General features: G+C 67.6%; 13 protein-coding genes. 10 read left to right on the top strand and 3 right to left on the bottom strand.

Annotated elements, in window-relative coordinates; all coding sequences use genetic code 11:
- The first annotated feature begins 95 nt into the window (after positions 1-95).
- Genes ACM0O9_RS06835 through leuB form a run of 6 tightly spaced genes read left to right on the top strand, consistent with a single transcriptional unit; the run spans position 96 to position 6,662 of the window.
- On the top strand, positions 96-1,187 hold the full coding sequence (locus tag ACM0O9_RS06835) for a threonine dehydratase (protein ID WP_053499063.1): 1,092 nt from the start codon (positions 96-98) through the stop codon (positions 1,185-1,187).
- Entirely contained in the window at positions 1,184-2,770 is a 1,587-nt protein-coding gene (locus ACM0O9_RS06830; RefSeq protein ID WP_414604002.1) for a 2-isopropylmalate synthase, read from the top strand. The genes ACM0O9_RS06835 and ACM0O9_RS06830 overlap by 4 nt, the downstream gene beginning before the upstream one ends.
- Before the next feature lie 10 nt (positions 2,771-2,780).
- Positions 2,781-3,554 (top strand): class I SAM-dependent methyltransferase, encoded by a 774-nt coding sequence (locus ACM0O9_RS06825; protein ID WP_053499067.1) that lies wholly within the window; start codon positions 2,781-2,783, stop codon positions 3,552-3,554.
- Positions 3,555-3,614: 60 nt separating this feature from the next.
- Positions 3,615-5,033 carry a 3-isopropylmalate dehydratase large subunit gene (leuC, locus tag ACM0O9_RS06820; RefSeq protein ID WP_414604003.1) on the top strand — a complete coding sequence of 473 codons (1,419 nt, stop codon included), beginning with the start codon at positions 3,615-3,617 and terminating at the stop codon, positions 5,031-5,033.
- Positions 5,033-5,611: a 3-isopropylmalate dehydratase small subunit gene (gene leuD / locus ACM0O9_RS06815; RefSeq protein WP_021202144.1), complete on the top strand. Its 579-nt coding sequence runs from the start codon at positions 5,033-5,035 to the stop codon at positions 5,609-5,611. Before leuC ends, leuD begins: the two co-directional genes overlap by 1 nt.
- Positions 5,601-6,662, top strand: coding sequence for a 3-isopropylmalate dehydrogenase (gene leuB / locus ACM0O9_RS06810; protein WP_053499071.1), 1,062 nt, complete (start codon positions 5,601-5,603; stop codon positions 6,660-6,662). Before leuD ends, leuB begins: the two co-directional genes overlap by 11 nt.
- Positions 6,663-6,832: 170 nt before the next feature.
- On the opposite strand, the gene ACM0O9_RS06805 is transcribed toward leuB, so the two are convergent.
- Positions 6,833-7,606, bottom strand: coding sequence for an SDR family oxidoreductase (locus tag ACM0O9_RS06805; RefSeq protein WP_111201714.1), 774 nt, complete (start codon positions 7,604-7,606; stop codon positions 6,833-6,835).
- A gap of 117 nt (positions 7,607-7,723) precedes the next feature.
- Between ACM0O9_RS06805 and ACM0O9_RS06800 the strand changes: the two genes are divergently transcribed.
- Positions 7,724-8,629, top strand: coding sequence for a LysR family transcriptional regulator (locus ACM0O9_RS06800; protein ID WP_180890587.1), 906 nt, complete (start codon positions 7,724-7,726; stop codon positions 8,627-8,629).
- A 199-nt stretch (positions 8,630-8,828) separates the two neighbouring features.
- Here ACM0O9_RS06800 and ACM0O9_RS06795 read toward each other — a convergent pair whose 3' ends face one another.
- Positions 8,829-11,990 (bottom strand): efflux RND transporter permease subunit, encoded by a 3,162-nt coding sequence (locus ACM0O9_RS06795; protein WP_061479563.1) that lies wholly within the window; start codon positions 11,988-11,990, stop codon positions 8,829-8,831.
- 4 nt (positions 11,991-11,994) lie between these two features.
- On the bottom strand, positions 11,995-13,125 hold the full coding sequence (locus ACM0O9_RS06790) for an efflux RND transporter periplasmic adaptor subunit (protein WP_235649110.1): 1,131 nt from the start codon (positions 13,123-13,125) through the stop codon (positions 11,995-11,997).
- Between the two features lie 119 nt (positions 13,126-13,244).
- Here ACM0O9_RS06790 and ACM0O9_RS06785 point away from each other — a divergent pair, with 119 nt between their 5' ends.
- The 3 genes from ACM0O9_RS06785 to ACM0O9_RS06775 all read left to right on the top strand — a co-directional run bounded on the left by ACM0O9_RS06785 (position 13,245) and on the right by ACM0O9_RS06775 (position 16,083).
- Positions 13,245-13,925 (top strand): TetR/AcrR family transcriptional regulator, encoded by a 681-nt coding sequence (locus ACM0O9_RS06785; protein WP_235649109.1) that lies wholly within the window; start codon positions 13,245-13,247, stop codon positions 13,923-13,925.
- A 135-nt stretch (positions 13,926-14,060) separates the two neighbouring features.
- Entirely contained in the window at positions 14,061-14,708 is a 648-nt protein-coding gene (locus tag ACM0O9_RS06780) for a protein-L-isoaspartate O-methyltransferase family protein (protein WP_049416694.1), read from the top strand.
- Positions 14,709-14,724: 16 nt separating this feature from the next.
- Positions 14,725-16,083, top strand: a complete 1,359-nt coding sequence (locus ACM0O9_RS06775; protein ID WP_005419128.1) for a TolC family outer membrane protein — start codon at positions 14,725-14,727, stop codon at positions 16,081-16,083.
- The last annotated feature ends 51 nt before the right edge of the window (positions 16,084-16,134 follow it).

Below are 16,134 nucleotides of genomic sequence, written 5' to 3'. Positions count from 1 at the left end.
CACCCGTACCGTAGTGACCACGGTGCCGGTACGGAGGCGTCTTCTTCGCCGCCCGTGCCCGCATGCGGCGGTCGCCTGCACCCCGCTGGTGGCCCATGCCGGCCGCTGATGCCAGCCAGGAAAGCGATGTCGGCGACGTAAGCGTCGCCGACGTACTGGCGGCGCAGGCCCGGCTGCGCCGCTTCCTGCCGCCTACCCCGCTGCACCATGCCGAGCGCTTCGGCACCTGGCTGAAGCTGGAGAACCTGCAGCGCACCGGGTCCTACAAAGTGCGCGGCGCGTTGAACGCGCTGCTGGCCGGCCGCGAGCGCGGCGATACCCGGCCGGTGATCTGCGCCTCGGCCGGCAACCATGCCCAGGGCGTGGCGTGGGCGGCCTACCGCCTGGACGTTCCGGCCATCACCGTGATGCCACATGGCGCGCCGGCCACCAAGATCGCCGGCGTCGCTCACTGGGGCGCCACCGTGCGCCAGCATGGCACCAGCTATGACGAGGCCTACGCCTTCGCGGTTGAACTGGCACAACGCCACGGCTACCGCTTCCTTTCCGCGTTCGACGACGCCGATGTGATTGCCGGCCAGGGTACGGTCGGCATCGAGCTGGCCGCGCACGCACCGGACGTGGTGATCGTGCCGATCGGCGGCGGTGGCCTGGCCTCCGGCGTTGCACTGGCGCTGAAATCACAGGGCGTGCGCGTGATCGGTGCCCAGGTGGAAGGCGTTGACTCAATGGCGCGCGCCATCCGCGGCGACGTACGCGAGATCGCCCCCGTCGCCTCGCTGGCCGACGGCGTGCGGGTGAAGATCCCCGGTTTCCTGACCCGACGCCTGTGCACCTCGCTGCTGGACGACGTAGTGATCGTGCGCGAAGCCGAACTGCGTGAAACCCTGGTCCGGCTGGCACTGGAAGAACACATCATCGCCGAGGGCGCCGGTGCGCTGGCGCTGGCAGCAGGCCGCCGTGTCGCTGGCCGCCGCAAGTGCGCGGTGGTGTCCGGCGGGAATATCGATGCGGGTGTCCTGGCCGGCCTGCTCACCGACATCCGGCCGCGCCCGCCGCGCAAACCACGGCGACGGCGTAGTGAAACCCCGCGCTCGCCCGGCAAGGCCAGCGCCCTCGCGTCCCCCACCTCTTCCCCTTCCCCCCTGCAAGCCGCCGCACCCGCTGTCGAGGAGATTTCCCTGTGACCACCATCGAACGAATTACCACCCCGCGCATCCGCATCTTCGACACCACCCTGCGTGACGGCGAGCAGTCCCCCGGCTGCAGCATGAGCCCGCCGCAGAAGCTGGTGATGGCGCGTGCGCTGGACGAACTGGGCGTGGACATCATCGAGACCGGCTTCCCGGCCAGCTCGCAGTCCGACCGCGAGGCGATGGCGCTGATCGGCCGCGAACTGCGCCGCCCGAGCCTGAGCCTGGCCGTGCTGTCGCGCTGCCTGCAGGCCGACATCGAGACCTCGGCACGTGCCCTAGAGGCCGCAGCCAACCCGCGCCTACACGTGTTCCTGTCCACCAGCCCGCTGCACCGCGAGCACAAGCTGCGGATGACCCGCGAGCAGGTACTGGAATCGGTACGCAAGCACGTCTCGCTGGCTCGCTCCTACATCGACGATGTCGAGTTCTCGGCCGAGGATGCCACCCGTACCGAGCTGGACTACCTGATCGAAGTCTCGCGCGTGGCCATTGCCGCCGGCGCCACCACCATCAACCTGCCCGACACCGTCGGCTTCACCACGCCGGAAGAGATCCGCGCGATGTTCCAGCAGGTCATCGCCGGCGTCGCCGATGTGCCGAATGCCGCCAACGTGATCTTCAGCGCGCACTGCCACAATGACCTGGGCCTGGCCGTGGCCAACTCGCTGGCCGCCATCGAGGGCGGTGCACGCCAGGTCGAGTGCACCGTCAACGGCATCGGCGAGCGCGCCGGCAACTGTTCACTGGAAGAGATCGCGATGGTGCTGAAAGTCCGCCAGGCCTTCTACGAGCAGGACAGTTCGATCAACACCCCGCGTATCGTCGGCACCTCGCAGCTGCTGCAGCGCCTGGTCGGCATGCCGGTGCAGCGCAACAAGGCCATCGTCGGCGCCAACGCCTTCGCCCACGAATCGGGTATCCACCAGCACGGCATGCTGCGTCATCGCGGCACCTACGAAATCATGCGCCCGGAAGACGTGGGCTGGGAGGATTCGCAGATGGTGCTGGGCCGCCACAGTGGCCGTGCCGCCGTTGAAGCGCGCCTGCGTGCGCTGGGCTTCTGGCTGGAGGAAGACGAACTGAAGCTGGTGTTCGAGCAGTTCAAGGGCCTGTGCGAACAGCAGCGCGTGGTCACCGATGCCGATCTGCAGACGCTGATGCAGGGCGGTTCCAACGCACAGGGCTACCGCCTGGCCTCGATGACCATCAGCGATGTCGGCAGCCGCGCCAACGCACTGGTCGAACTGTCCGACCCGGACGGCAACCGCGTGGCCGAGACCGCGCAGGGCGACGGCCCGGTCGATGCGCTGTTCGGCGCGCTGTCGGCTGCCACCGGCGTGCAGCTGATGCTGGACAGCTACCAGGTGCACAGCGTCGGCATCGGCGCCGATGCGCGCGGTGAAGCCAATCTGAGCGTGCGCCACGACGGCGTGGAGTACGACGGCACCGGCACCAGCAAGGACATCATCGAAGCCTCCGCGCTGGCCTGGCTGGATGTGGCCAACCGCCTGCTGCGCCAGCGCCAGGCCACCGCCCACAGCAGCACCGACGTTCCCACCCCTGCCACCGCCTGAGGAACCCGAGATGAGCGCCTTCGACACTCCTACCGCAGCCGCTGGCCAGCAGTGGAACGCCCAGGACTATGCGATCGATGCCGGCTTCGTACCGTTGCTCGGTGGCGCGGTCGCGCGCCTGCTCGATCCGCGCGCCGGTGAGCGCATCCTCGACCTGGGCTGTGGCGATGGCGTGCTCAGCACCGAGCTGGCCCTGAGCGGCGCGTGCATCCACGGCGTGGACGCGTCGCCGGAACTGGTGATCGCCGCCCGTGCACGTGGCGTCGACGCGCAGGTGATGGACGGCCACGCGCTGTCGTTCGACAGCGAGTTCGATGCGGTCTTCAGCAATGCCGCATTGCATTGGATGGGCAACCCGGACCGCGTGCTGGAAGGCGTGCGTCGCGCGCTGCGCCCCGGTGGCCGCTTCGTCGCCGAGTTCGGCGGCCATGGCAACGTGGCCACGATCGTCGCGGCGGTACAGGCCGCACGCGTGGCCCACGGCCATGGCGCCAGCACCTTCCAGTGGTACTTCCCGACCGCCGATGCCTATGCCGACCGCCTGCGCCAGCATGGCTTCCAGGTGCAACTGATCGAATGCACGCCGCGCCCGACCCCACTGCCGACCGGCGTGGCCGGCTGGCTGCGGGTATTCGCCGCGCCGCTGCTGGATGACCTGCCCGCCGAGGCCCGCGCCACCGTGCGCGAGGCTGCCACCGCGTTGCTGGCCGACCTGCCACGCAATGCCGCCGGCCAGGCGCTGGCCGACTACGTGCGCCTGCGTGTGCTCGCCCGCCGTCGCTGACTTGACCGTTCCGCTTTCTTTACTGATGTTCGCTATCTCGTACTTCTGCCAGGCATACGCATGACTTCCGCACCCCGCACCCTGTACGACAAACTGTGGGACGCCCACGTGGTGGTTCCCGAATCCGACAGCGCACCCGCCGTGCTGTACATCGACCTGCACCTGATCCATGAGGTCACCTCGCCGCAGGCGTTCACTGAACTGCGCGAGCGCGGCCTGTCGCCGCGCCGGCCGGACCGCACCAAGGCGACGATGGACCATTCCACGCCGACCCTGCCGGCTGCGGCGGACGGCACGTTGCCCTACGCCAGCGCCGCTTCCGAGGCACAGGTCGCCACCCTGGCGCGAAACTGCGCCGAGCACGGCATCGAACTGTTCGACATGGCCTCGGACAACCGCGGCATCGTCCATGTCATTGCGCCGGAACAGGGCTTCACCCAGCCGGGCATGACCATCGTCTGCGGTGACAGCCACACCTCCACCCACGGTGCATTCGGCTCGCTGGCCTTCGGCATCGGCACCAGCGAGGTCGGCCACGTGCTGGCCACGCAGTGCCTGCTGCAGCGCAAAGCCAAGACCTTCGCGATCACCGTTGACGGTGCGCTGGCACCCGGCGTCGGCGCCAAGGATGTGGTCCTGCACATCATCGGCGTGATCGGCGTCAACGGCGGCACCGGCCACGTGATCGAGTTCCGTGGCAGCACCATCGAAGCGATGGACATGGAACAGCGCATGACCCTGTGCAACATGTCGATCGAGGCCGGTGCACGCGCCGGCATGGTCGCGCCCGACAAGGTCACCTTCGACTTCGTCGCCGCTACGCCGCGCGGCCCCAAGGGCGCCGACTTCGACGCTGCCGTGGCGCGCTGGCAACAGCTGCGCAGCGATGACGGCGCGCGCTTCGACAGCGAAGTGCACATCGAAGCCGCCGACATCCGCCCGACCCTGACCTGGGGTACGCATCCGGGTACCGCGATCGCCGTGGATGCGCCGATTCCCGTCGCCAACGATGCCGCCGCACAGAAGGGCCTGGACTACATGCACTTCCAGGCCGGCAAGGCGCTGGCGGGCACACCGGTGGACGTAGTGTTCGTTGGTTCGTGCACCAACGGCCGCCTGAGCGACATGCGCGAAGTCGCACAGGTGCTGCGCGGCCGTCGTGTTGCCGAGCGCGTACGCATGCTGGTGGTACCGGGCTCGGAGATCGTCAAGCGCGAGGCCGAGGCCGAGGGCATCCATGAGATCGTGCGCGCGGCCGGTGCCGAATGGCGCGAGCCGGGCTGCTCGATGTGCATCGCGATGAACGGCGATCTGGTCGCCCCCGGCCAGCTGGCCGTGAGTACCAGCAACCGCAATTTTGAAGGCCGGCAGGGCCCCGGTTCGCGCACGCTGCTGGCCTCGCCGATGAGCGCCGCATGGGCGGCGGTGAACGGGCACGTTGCCGATACCCGCGAACTGTTCGCACAGGAGGGGGCGTGATGGCCGGTTTCCGTACCCTGACCTCGGCCAGCGTGGTGCTGCGCCAGACCAACATCGACACCGACCAGATCATCCCGGCGCGGTTCCTGTCCACCACCGAGCGTGCCGGGCTGGGTCGCAACGCGTTCAACGACTGGCGCTGGCAAGCTGATGGTTCGCCGGTGGCCGACTTCGCCTTCAACCAACCGCACAACGCCGGCCGCAGCATCCTGCTGGCGGGCCGCAACTTCGGCTGCGGCTCCTCGCGCGAACACGCGCCATGGGCGCTGACCGACCTGGGCCTGCGCGCCATCGTCAGCAGCGAGATCGCGGACATCTTCCGCGGCAACGCGCTGAAGAACGGCCTGCTGCCGATCGTGCTGGACGAGGCCGACGTGCAGGCGCTGATGCAGCGCCCGGACGATGCGCTGACCATCGACGTGGCTGCGCGCGAACTGCGCACCCCCGATGGCCGCGTCTATTCCTTCCCGCTGGATGGCTTCTCGCAGACCTGCCTGCTGGAAGGCGTCGACCAGTTGGGGTATCTGCTGGGCCGTGTCCCTGAAATCGAACGTTACGAGAGTGAGCATGCACGCTGAAATTGTTGTCCTGCCCGGTGATGGCATCGGCCCGGAAGTGGCCGCCGCGGCAGTTGCCGTCCTGAAGGCGGTCGCCGGACGCTTCAACCACACCTTCACCTTCAGCGAGCACGACATCGGTGGCATTGCCATCGACCGCCACGGTGAACCGCTGCCGGCGTCGACCCTCGCCGCCTGCCAGGCCGCCAATGCGGTGCTGCTGGGCGCGGTCGGCGGCCCGAAGTGGTCCGACCCGAACGCCAAGGTGCGCCCGGAACAGGGCCTGCTGGCGATCCGCAAGGCGCTGGGCCTGTATGCGAACCTGCGCCCGGTGCGTACCCACGAGGCCGCGCTGCACGCCTCGCCGATCAAGGCCGAGCTGCTGCAGGGCGTGGACTTCGTGGTGGTGCGTGAACTGACCGGCGGCATCTACTTCGGCGACAAGACCCGCGACGCCGACAGCGCCAGCGACCTGTGCCGCTACACCGTGGCCGAAATCGAGCGCGTGCTGCGCAGCGCCTTCCGCCTGGCCCAGCAGCGTCGCGGCAAGGTCACTTCGGTGGACAAGGCCAATGTGCTGGAAACCTCGCGCCTGTGGCGCGACGTGGCCGCACGCATCGGCCGCGAGGAGTTCCCGGACGTGGCGCTGGAGCACCAGTTGGTCGACTCGATGGCCATGCACCTGCTGGCCAAGCCACGCGAGTACGACGTGATCGTCACCGAGAACATGTTCGGCGACATCCTCACCGATGAGGCCTCGATGCTGGCCGGTTCGCTGGGCCTGCTGCCGTCGGCCTCGCTGGGCGAGCCGGGTGCGGTGGGCATTTACGAGCCCATCCACGGTTCGGCCCCGGACATCGCCGGCAAGGGCATTGCCAATCCGTACGCGACAATCTTCAGCGCCGCGATGCTGCTGCGCCATTCGCTGGGGCTGGAGGCCGAAGCGGCAGCCGTGGAAGCCGCCGTGCATGCGGTGCTGGATGACGGCGTGTTCACTGCCGACCTTGCGGCCAAGGGCCAGGCCGTCAGCACCGCCGCGGCAACCGACGCGGTGCTGGCGAAGCTGGGCTGATCCATCGGGCAACACCTGTAGAGTCGAGCATGGCACGGCTCTACAGGTGGCCCGTGGCCACTGCCCGACTCCGTGCCAACCAAGGTTGGCACCTACCACAGCGGTAGATCCACGCCATGCGTGGATGATTCGGTTCCCGCGCGGTAGGGCCACGCCATGCATGGCTTTGCTTACTTGGTGGTGTACCCACCATTGACCAGAATCGTCTGCCCGGTCATCCACCAGCCATCCGTCACCAGGAAGCGGATCCACGGCACGATATCGGCGATGTCGGTCAGCCCGGTGCGGGTGAACGCCGACAACGCCGCCGCAGTCTTGTGATACGCCTGCGCATCGGCGCTCTCGGCCGGATAGAAGAACGGCGTGTCCATCGGACCGGGACCGATCGCGGTCACCGAAATGCCGCGCTCGCCGAACTCCTTCGACGCCGCGCGGGTGAAGTGCTCGACCGGCGCCTTGGTGCCGGCGTAGCTGGAATAGAACGGCGTGAACGCACCCAGCAGCGAGGTGACCAGGGTGCAGATGCGGCCACCGTCATTGACGTGGCGACCTGCCTCCTTCAGGAAGAAGAACGCGGCCTTGGCATTGACCGCGCTCATCTCGTCGTACTCCACTTCGCTGATGTCCAGCAGCGGTTTCTTCAATACCTTGCCGACCGTATTGATGGCGATGTCGGGACGGCCGACTGCGGCCACGGCATCGGCGAACAAGCGCTCCATCGCTGCCGCCGAGGTCAGGTCGCCCTGCAGGGCCACCGCCTTGCTGCCGGCGGCCTGCACCGCGGCTACCGTCGCTTCTGCATCGGACTGGGTAGCGGCACTGTTGTAGTGGATGACGATGGCTTTGGCGCCCTGTGCGGCGAAGTCGCGGGCGATCAGGCCACCCAGGTTCTTGGCGCCACCGGCGATCAGCACGGTCTTGCCCTTGAGGGAATGCTCGGTCATGGCTTCGGTCTCGGGAGGGGGCTGCCCGGGGTGGCAACCCTGCCCTGACGACGATATCGTGCAGAAAATGCGGATAAAGCCCGCCACTTTGACTTAACTTTCCAGAGCCAGCGAACAATGGACCGGATCGATCGCTTCCGCATCTTCACCCGGGTCGTGGAGTGCGCCAGCTTCACGCGCGCCGCCGACCAGCTGGGCCTGCCCCGTTCCACGGTCTCGGCAGCCATTGCGGAGCTGGAGCAGCGGCTCGGCACCCGCCTGCTGCAGCGCTCGACCCGCCGGGTGTCCACCACCCACGACGGCGACGTGTTCCATGCGCGCTGCCTGCGCCTGATCGCCGAGGTCGAGGACGCCGAATCGCTGTTCCTCCAGGTCGACGCCCAGCCGTCGGGCCTGCTGAAGATCGACGTACCCAGCCGCATCGGCCGCCGCATCATCGCACCGGCGCTGCCCGGGTTCTTCGCGCAGTATCCGCAGGTGGAAGTCGACCTGGGCATGACCGACCGCGCGGTGAACCTGATCGAAGACGGTTGCGATGCGGTGCTGCGGGTCGGCCAACTGGGCGATTCCAGCCTGGTGGCGCGCACGCTGGGCCAACTGGATTTTGTCAACGTTGCGGCGCCGGCCTACCTGCGCGAACACGGCGTGCCGCAGCATCCTGCCGACCTGCCGCAGCACCGCGCGGTGAACTACGCGTCGCCGACCACGGCACGGGTGGAACCGTGGGAGTGGCAGGACGGCGGCCAACTGCGCACGCTGCCGATGCCTGGCTGGGTGCGTGTGAACAGCGCCGAGGCATCGATTGCGTGCTGTGTGGCGGGGTTGGGTCTTTTGCAGATTCCGCGCTACGACGTACAGGCCGAGCTGCAATCCGGCGCGCTGGTGGAAGTGATGCCACAGCACGTCGCACAGCCATTGCCGGTCACCCTGCTGCAGCCGCATCGGCAGCACCGTGCGCTGCGCGTGCAGGTGTTCATCGAATGGTTGCTGCCGGTGCTACGGATCGGTCTGCAGCTGCGGTAGATCCACGCCATGCGTGGATGCATGCATCCGTGCCAACCAAGGTTGGCACCTACCGAGCGATGGCGAATCGCGGTAGATCCACGCCATGCGTGGATGACGGAGCCTGGAAATCCGCAGCCACCCATGGGGTGGCTCTACTGGAAGATGTGCCAGCCAGGGTTGGCACCTACCAGGGGCCGCGGCCGCAGAACCCGGGGCATCACGCCCCGGATTCATCGGGCTTCACCCGGAACCACGCCGCGTACAAGGCCGGCAGGAACACCAGGGTCAGCACCGTACCGACGATCAGGCCGCCCATGATCGAGATCGCCATCGATCCGTAGAACGCGCTGCGCGACAGCGGAATCATCGCCAGCACGGCTGCCAGTGCGGTCAGCACGATCGGGCGGAAGCGGCGCACCGTGGCGTCGATGATCGAATGCCAACGGTCATGCCCGGCATCGATGTCCTGCTGGATCTGGTCGATCAGGATCACCGAGTTGCGCATGATCATGCCGGCCAGTGCGATCGTGCCCAGCAGCGCGACGAAGCCGAACGGCGCCCGGAACAGCAGCAGGAACAGGGTCGCGCCGATGATGCCCAGCGGCGCGGTCACCAGCACCATCGCTGCGCGCGAGAAGCTGCGCAGCTGCAGCATCAGCAGCGTGGCCACCACCACCAGGAACAGCGGCATGCCCGCCTTGATCGAGTTCTGGCCACGCGCCGAATCCTCCACGGTACCGCCGGTTTCCAGCAGGTAACCACTGGGCAGCTCGGCACGGATGCCGTCCAGTGTGGGCAGGATCTGATGCACCACGTCCAGCGCCTGCATGCCATCACTGATGTCGGCGCGCACAGTCACCGTCGGCAACCGGTTACGGTGCCAGATGATGCCGTCCTCGAAGCCGTACTCCATCGTCGCCACCTGCGACAGCGTGATGCTGCCACCGTTGGCGGTGGGCATCGACAGGCTGGACAGCAGCTCCAGCTGGTTGCGCTCATCGGCCGGCCCGCGCAGCAGCATCTCGATCTGGCGATTGCCCTCGCGATACACGCTGACCGATTGCCCGGCCAACGAACTGGACAGGAACTGGCTGACCTGGGCGCTGCTCACGCCCAGCGCGCGGGCGCGCTCCTGGTCGACCACCAGGCGCACCACCTTGCTCGGCTCGCTCCAGTCCAGGTTGACGTTCATCACGTGCGGGTTCTCCCGCACCTTGGCCTCGACCTGGCGCGCGATCGCCTGCACCTTCTCGATGTGCTCGCCGGAGATGCGCATCTGCACCGGATAGCCGACCGGCGGGCCGTTCTCCAGGCGGGTCACGCGCATCTGCACGTCCGGGAACTTCGGGATCACCTCGTGCAGCAGCCAGTCGCGGGTGCTTTCGCGTGACCTGATGTCCTTGGCCAGCACCACGAACTGGGCGAAGTTGGTCGCCGGCAGCTGCTGGTCCAGCGGCAGGTAGAAGCGCGGCGAACCGGTGCCCACATAGGACACGTAGTTGGCAATGCCCTCGCGGCTGGACAGCAGCTTCTCCAGCTTCTCGGCCTGGGCCTGGGTCGAGCGCAGCGAGGCGCCCTCGGCCAGCTCGATGTCCACCATCAGTTCCGGCCGGGTCGAGTCCGGGAAGAACTGCTGCGGCACGAAGCGGAACATCATCAGCGAGAACACGAACAGGCCGATGGTCGCCGCGATCACCCACCAGCGATGCCGCAGGCAGGTATCGAGGAAGCGACGGAAACTACGATAGAACGGGCGCTGGTACGGATCGTGGTCGTGCCCGTGCTGCGGCGGCGCGATCAGGTTGGCCAGCGCCGGATAGCGGTCGGCCCACTGCTGGCGCTTGGCGTGCCAGCGCGCGGACAGGCTGCCCGGCTTCGGCGGCTGCGGATTGAACAGGTCCGGCAGCATCTTGTCGCCCAGGTAAGGGATGAACAGCACCGCTGCGATCCACGACACCACCAGCGCGATGGTCACCACCTGGAACAGCGAGCGGGTGTATTCACCGGTACTCGATGCCGCAGTGGCAATGGGCAGGAAGCCGGCCGCGGTGATCAGGGTGCCGGTCAGCATCGGGAAAGCGGTCGACTCCCAGGCGAAACTGGCGGCGCGCAGGCGGTCGTAGCCCTGCTCCATCTTGGTGGCCATCATCTCCACCGCGATGATCGCATCATCCACCAGCAGGCCCAGCGCCAGCACCAATGCACCCAGCGAGATCTTGTGCAGGCCGATGTCGAAGTAGTGCATGACGAAGAAGGTCATCGCCAGCACCAGCGGGATGGTCACGCCCACCACCAGGCCGGTGCGCAGGCCCAGCGAGAAGAAGCTGACCAGCAGCACGATCACCACCGCCTCGGTCAGCACCTGCACGAACTCGCCGACCGACTCTTCCACCGATTGCGGCTGGTCGGACACCTTGCGCAGCTGCATGCCGGCCGGCAGGGTCTTCTGCAGGCGTTCGAACTCGGCATCGAGGTTGGCGCCGAGCTTGAGGATGTCACCGCCATCCTTCATCGCCACCGCCAGGCCGATCGCCTCTTCGCCCATGAAGCGCATCTTCGGCGACGCCGGATCGGCGAAGCCACGCTTGACCTCGGCGATGTCGCCCAGGTGCACGGTGCGGTCGCCGGCGCGGATCGGGAACTGGCGGATCGCTTCGATGTCGTTGAACTGGCCGGTCACCCGCAGCTGCACGCGATCGGTGGCGGTCTCGAAGAAGCTGGTGCCGGTCACTGCGTTCTGGTCGGCCAGCGCCTGCTGCACCTGCTGCATCGACACGCCCAGCGTGGCCAGCCGGGTGTTGGACAGTTCGATCCACACCTTCTCGTCCTGCAGGCCGACCAGGTCGATCTTGCCGACGTCGGGCACCCGCTGCAGTTCCAGCTGGATGCGGTCGGCGTAGTCGCGCATCACCGCGTAGTCGAAGCCCTTGCCGGTCAACGCATAGATGTTGCCGTAGGTGTCGCCGAACTCATCGTTGAAGAACGGACCGACGATCTCGCGCGGCAGCGTCGGGCGGATGTCGCCCACGCGCTTGCGCACCTGGTACCACAGGTCCGGGATCTGCCTGGAACGCAGGCTGTCGCGCGCCATGAAGATGATCTGCGATTCGCCCGGGCGCGAGTACGAGCGGATGAACTCGTACTCGCCGGTATTCATCAGCGCCTTCTCAAGCGGCTCGGTCACCTGCCGCGAGACCTGCTCGGCGGTCGCCCCCGGCCACAATGTGCGCACCACCATCGCCTTGAAGGTGAACGGCGGGTCCTCGGACTGGCCCAGATGCTTGTACGACCATGCGCCGATCAGCGCGAAAGCCAGCATCGCAAACAGCACCAGCGGGCGGTTGGACAACGCCCACTCGGAAAGATTGAAGCGGCGCACCGGCTTACTCCCTGGCCTTGGCGGCAGCGGCCGGCGTAGCCGGCTTCAGCACGGGACGGTTCTGCCGGTCCACGGCGATCACCGGCTGGCCGGCCCGCAGCAGGTGGCCACCCGCAGCAACTACCCAGTCGCCCCCGCTCACGCCCGACAGTACCGGTACCGTCTCGCTGCCAAACGCACCGGTGGTAACCGTTGCGGCCTTCAGCGTGCTGTTGGCCGGATCGACCACCCATACGCTGGCGGCACCGTTGGCACCACGCTGCAGCGCGCCCAGCGGCAGCTGCAGGGTGCCGTGGCGACCGGCGCTGCTGTAGACGCGTGCACTCTGGCCCAGTTCGACGTCGGCCAGCGCATCGGCGGGCAGGCTGACCCGGGTCGCATAGGTACGTGCCTGCGGATCGGCAGCGGCGGCGATCTCCCGGATCGTGCCCGGCAGGCGCTGGCCGGGGCGATTCCACAACTCCACCTCGACCGGTTGGCCCACAGCATAGTCGCGGATGGTGGCCTCGGGCAGGTCGATCAGCACTTCGCGGCCACCGTCGGCGGCCAGGTTGAAGATGGTCTGCCCGGCGGACACTACCTGCCCGGCCTCGGCCTCGCGGCTGGCGATCACACCGTCGGCCGGCGCACGCAGCTGTGCGTAGCCGGCCTGGTTGCGGAGCACATCGAGGTTGGCGCGGGCGGCGTTGGCCTGGCCCTGCGCGGCCTTGAACGCGGCGGACTGCTGGTCCAGCTGCGAGCGGCTGACCAGCTGCTGGTCGGCCAGCACCTGGTAACGCTTGAGGTCATCGCGGGCGCGCACCAGATCGGCTTCGGCTGCCGCCAGCTGCGCCTGCGAGGCACGGGCCTGCAGCGCGAAGTCGGCCACGTCCAGCTCGGCCAGCACGTCGCCCTTCTTCACCCGTTGCCCGGCATCGACGTGGCGCTTGACCAGGTTGCCGCCAACGCGGAACGACAGCGGGCTTTCCTGTCGCGCACGCACCGTGCCCGGGAACGCCGCCGGCGCCTGCCCGGCCTGCTCGCCGGGGTGAACCACCAGCACCGGTACGGCCGCCGGTGGCGCCTGTTCCTGCCCCGAACAGGCTGCCAGCGCAGCCATCCACACCATACCGCCCATCCAGCGCACGATCTTCATCGGTCAACGTCCTGAAAACGCAGGGTTGCAACTAAGGGAGGAGCCGCGACTGCCGGCCCAATTTAATAAACCGGCCGGTATAGTATAAATATCGAACCGCTTGGTCTAGTATTGTCGCGATGAGTTCCCACATTTCCCGCAAGCCGTCGGCCAAGCCCGCTGCCAAGGCCGCCGGACCCGGGCGCCCCAAGGACCTCGGCAAGCGCGCGGCGATCCTTGAAGCAGCCAAGGCACTGTTCATCGAACAGGGCTATACCGGCGTGAGCATGGACACCATCGCCGCTCAGGCCGGCGTCTCGAAGCTGACTGTGTACAGCCACTTCGGCGACAAGGAGACGCTGTTCTCCGAGGCGGTGCAGTCAAAGTGCATTGAAATGCTGCCCGACGCGCTGTTCGTAGCCGACGCGGACGGCCCGCTGCGCGACCAGCTGATCGGTATCGGCCTGGCCTTCTTCGAGCTGATCACCTCCGACGCGGCGATCTCGATCCAGCGCATGATGATGGCGCCGGAGACCGACGAACGCCTGCGCGCGCTGTTCTGGAAAGCCGGCCCCGAGCGTACCTGCGAGGCCCTGGCCGATTTCCTGCGTGCCCGCGCCGAACGTGGCGAACTGGATATCCCCGACTGTGCTCTGGCCGGCGAGCAGTTCCTGACCCTGGTCAAGGGCGAAGTGCACATGCATATGATGTGCGGCATGCCACTGTCACCCGTGGGATGCGACCCTCTTGCCCACGTGACCGCCAGCATCGACTTCTTCCTGCGCGCCTACGCGCCGCGAGGGGCCGGAACGGCTGAATAACCAAAACTGAACGAACCGGAGGTCGCGATGACTTCCGGCACTGCGACCCCGGCCCCCGGCAGCTGATGCTCTGGGCGCGCCGCCGGCCTCCGGCACCGGTAAAATGGCCGGCCCACTGCGCTGGATTTGAACCTCATGACGATTGATTACGCCCACGCCCGCGAACTGATGGTGGAACAGCAGATCCGTCCCTGGGACGTGCTGGACATCAAGGTGCTCGACGTCCTGGCCCGCCTGCCGCGCGAGGCCTTTGTCGCCGACGCGCACCGGGCACTGGCCTACGCCGATGTCGAACTGCCGATCGGCCACGGCCAGAAGATGATGAAGCCGGTCATCGAGGGCCGTACCCTGCAGGCACTGGACCTGCAGCCGGGTGACGAAGTGCTGGAAATCGGCACGGGCAGCGGCTTCCTGTCGGCCTGCATCGGCGCGCTGGCGCGCGATGTGCTGAGCCTGGAAATCGACCCGGAGCTGGCCGCCGCTGCGCGTGCCCGCCTGGACGCCTCCGGCCTGGGCAGCAACGTCCGCGTGGAAGTGGCCGATGCCCTGTCCTGGCAGACCGAACGCCGCTTTGACGTGATCTGTGTCACTGGTGCGGTCGACGTGGTGCCGTCACAGTTCGCCTCGTGGCTGCGTCCGGGTGGCCGCCTGTTCGTGATCCACGGCCGCTCGCCGGCGATGGAGGCCCTGCTGGTCAAGGCCGACGGTAGCTCCGAGTCCCTGTTCGAGACCGATATCGATTACCTGCGTGGTGCCGCCCCGGCCCCCCAGTTCCACCTCTGAGTCCAAGGAAGCCGCAATGATCCGCCGATCCCTCGCTGTTGCGCTGGCCACTGCCCTGCTGCCGTTGTCCGCCCATGCCGCCGACCTGCTGCAGGTCTACGAAATGGCCCGCAACGGCGATCCGCAGCTGTCGGCCGCCGAATCGACCCGGCTGTACGACAAGGAAGGCGCCGTGCAGGCGCGTGCCGCCCTGCTGCCGCAGATCAATGGCCAGGCCGCGCTGAACCGCACGCGCAGCGAGCCGAACGCCGACGCCAACTCCGGCTCGTTCACCAACAAGCGCCGCACCTACACGATCGACGGCAGCCAGACGCTGTTCAACTGGACCCAGATCAACAACCTGCGCTCGCAGCGTGAGCTGAGCAAGGCGGCGGACTTCACCCTCGAATCGGCCAACGACAACCTGATCGTGCGCACCTCGGCGGCCTACTTCAATGTGCTGGTGGCGATCGAATCGCTGAACGCCGCACAGACCAATGAAGCGGCCGCGAAGAAGCAGTTCGACTTCGCCGACAAGCGCCTGGAAGTGGGCCTGGCGCCGATCACCGACGTGCACGAAGCACGCGCCCAGTACGACCAGGCGCGCGCCAACACCATCATCGCGCAGAACACCCTGGCCGATAACTACCAGGCCCTGACCGAACTGACCGGCCAGCCGGTGACCAACCTGCGTGGCCTGCCGGCGGACTTCCGCCCGGAAGTGCCGGCCAACCGCGGCAACATCGACGAGCTGGTGCAGCAGGCCACCACCCAGAATCCGGCGCTGAAGGCGCAGGAGCTGAAGGTCAGTGCCGCCGAAGCCGGCGTGCAGGCTGCCCGTGGTGGTCATTACCCGACCCTGTCGCTGGGCGGCAGCTGGGGCAAGAGCGCCACCTGGGGCGACAGCACCGGTGCCGGCTCGCTGTCGCCGGATGCGCGCACCAACAGCATCGGCCTGACCCTGAGCGTGCCGATCTTCTCCGGTGGTGCCACCCAGTCCGGCGTGCGCCAGGCGCTGGCGCAGCGTGACATCGCCCAGGACGGCTACGAGCAGCAGAAGCGTGCCCTGGATCGCAATACCCGCAATGCCTACCAGACCCTGGTTCAGGGCATCAGCGAAGTGGAAGCCCGCCGCCTGGCGGTGGTCTCGGCGCAGAGCGCGTACGACGCTTCGCAGGTCGGCCTGGAAGTCGGTACCCGTACCGTGCTGGATGTGATCCAGAACCAGCGCATCCTGTTCTCGGCACAGCTGGACTATGCCCAGGCCCGCTACACCTTCCTGCAGAACCGCCTGCTGCTGAGCCAGTCGCTGGGTGCGCTGGACGTGGCCGAACTGCAGGACGTCAATCGGCTGCTGACCCAGGACGCGGGCAACCCGGCCACGACCACGCACTGAGTCGTCGCCCCTGCAACGAAAAAGCCACCCGCGAGGGTGGCTTTTTTGCAG

Origin of the sequence: Stenotrophomonas sp. FR012, from assembly GCF_047520565.2 — a bacterium.
In the GTDB taxonomy this organism is placed as follows: Bacteria; Pseudomonadota; Gammaproteobacteria; order Xanthomonadales; family Xanthomonadaceae; genus Stenotrophomonas; species Stenotrophomonas sepilia.
Note: the sequence above shows the minus strand (reverse complement) of the source record. Positions and strands in the feature narration are given on the sequence as shown.

What these genes read in the sequence shown, in the direction of transcription:
- leuD (WP_021202144.1), top strand. Translation starts at nt 5,033, where the DNA reads ATGGCCGGTTTCCGTACCCTGACCTCGGCCAGCGTGGTGCTGCGCCAG.
- ACM0O9_RS06785 (WP_235649109.1), top strand. Translation starts at nt 13,245, where the DNA reads ATGAGTTCCCACATTTCCCGCAAGCCGTCGGCCAAGCCCGCTGCCAAG.
- ACM0O9_RS06805 (WP_111201714.1), bottom strand. Translation starts at nt 7,606, where the DNA reads ATGACCGAGCATTCCCTCAAGGGCAAGACCGTGCTGATCGCCGGTGGC.
- ACM0O9_RS06825 (WP_053499067.1), top strand. Translation starts at nt 2,781, where the DNA reads ATGAGCGCCTTCGACACTCCTACCGCAGCCGCTGGCCAGCAGTGGAAC.
- leuC (WP_414604003.1), top strand. Translation starts at nt 3,615, where the DNA reads ATGACTTCCGCACCCCGCACCCTGTACGACAAACTGTGGGACGCCCAC.
- leuB (WP_053499071.1), top strand. Translation starts at nt 5,601, where the DNA reads ATGCACGCTGAAATTGTTGTCCTGCCCGGTGATGGCATCGGCCCGGAA.
- ACM0O9_RS06780 (WP_049416694.1), top strand. Translation starts at nt 14,061, where the DNA reads ATGACGATTGATTACGCCCACGCCCGCGAACTGATGGTGGAACAGCAG.
- ACM0O9_RS06835 (WP_053499063.1), top strand. Translation starts at nt 96, where the DNA reads ATGCCGGCCGCTGATGCCAGCCAGGAAAGCGATGTCGGCGACGTAAGC.
- ACM0O9_RS06775 (WP_005419128.1), top strand. Translation starts at nt 14,725, where the DNA reads ATGATCCGCCGATCCCTCGCTGTTGCGCTGGCCACTGCCCTGCTGCCG.
- ACM0O9_RS06800 (WP_180890587.1), top strand. Translation starts at nt 7,724, where the DNA reads ATGGACCGGATCGATCGCTTCCGCATCTTCACCCGGGTCGTGGAGTGC.
- ACM0O9_RS06790 (WP_235649110.1), bottom strand. Translation starts at nt 13,125, where the DNA reads ATGAAGATCGTGCGCTGGATGGGCGGTATGGTGTGGATGGCTGCGCTG.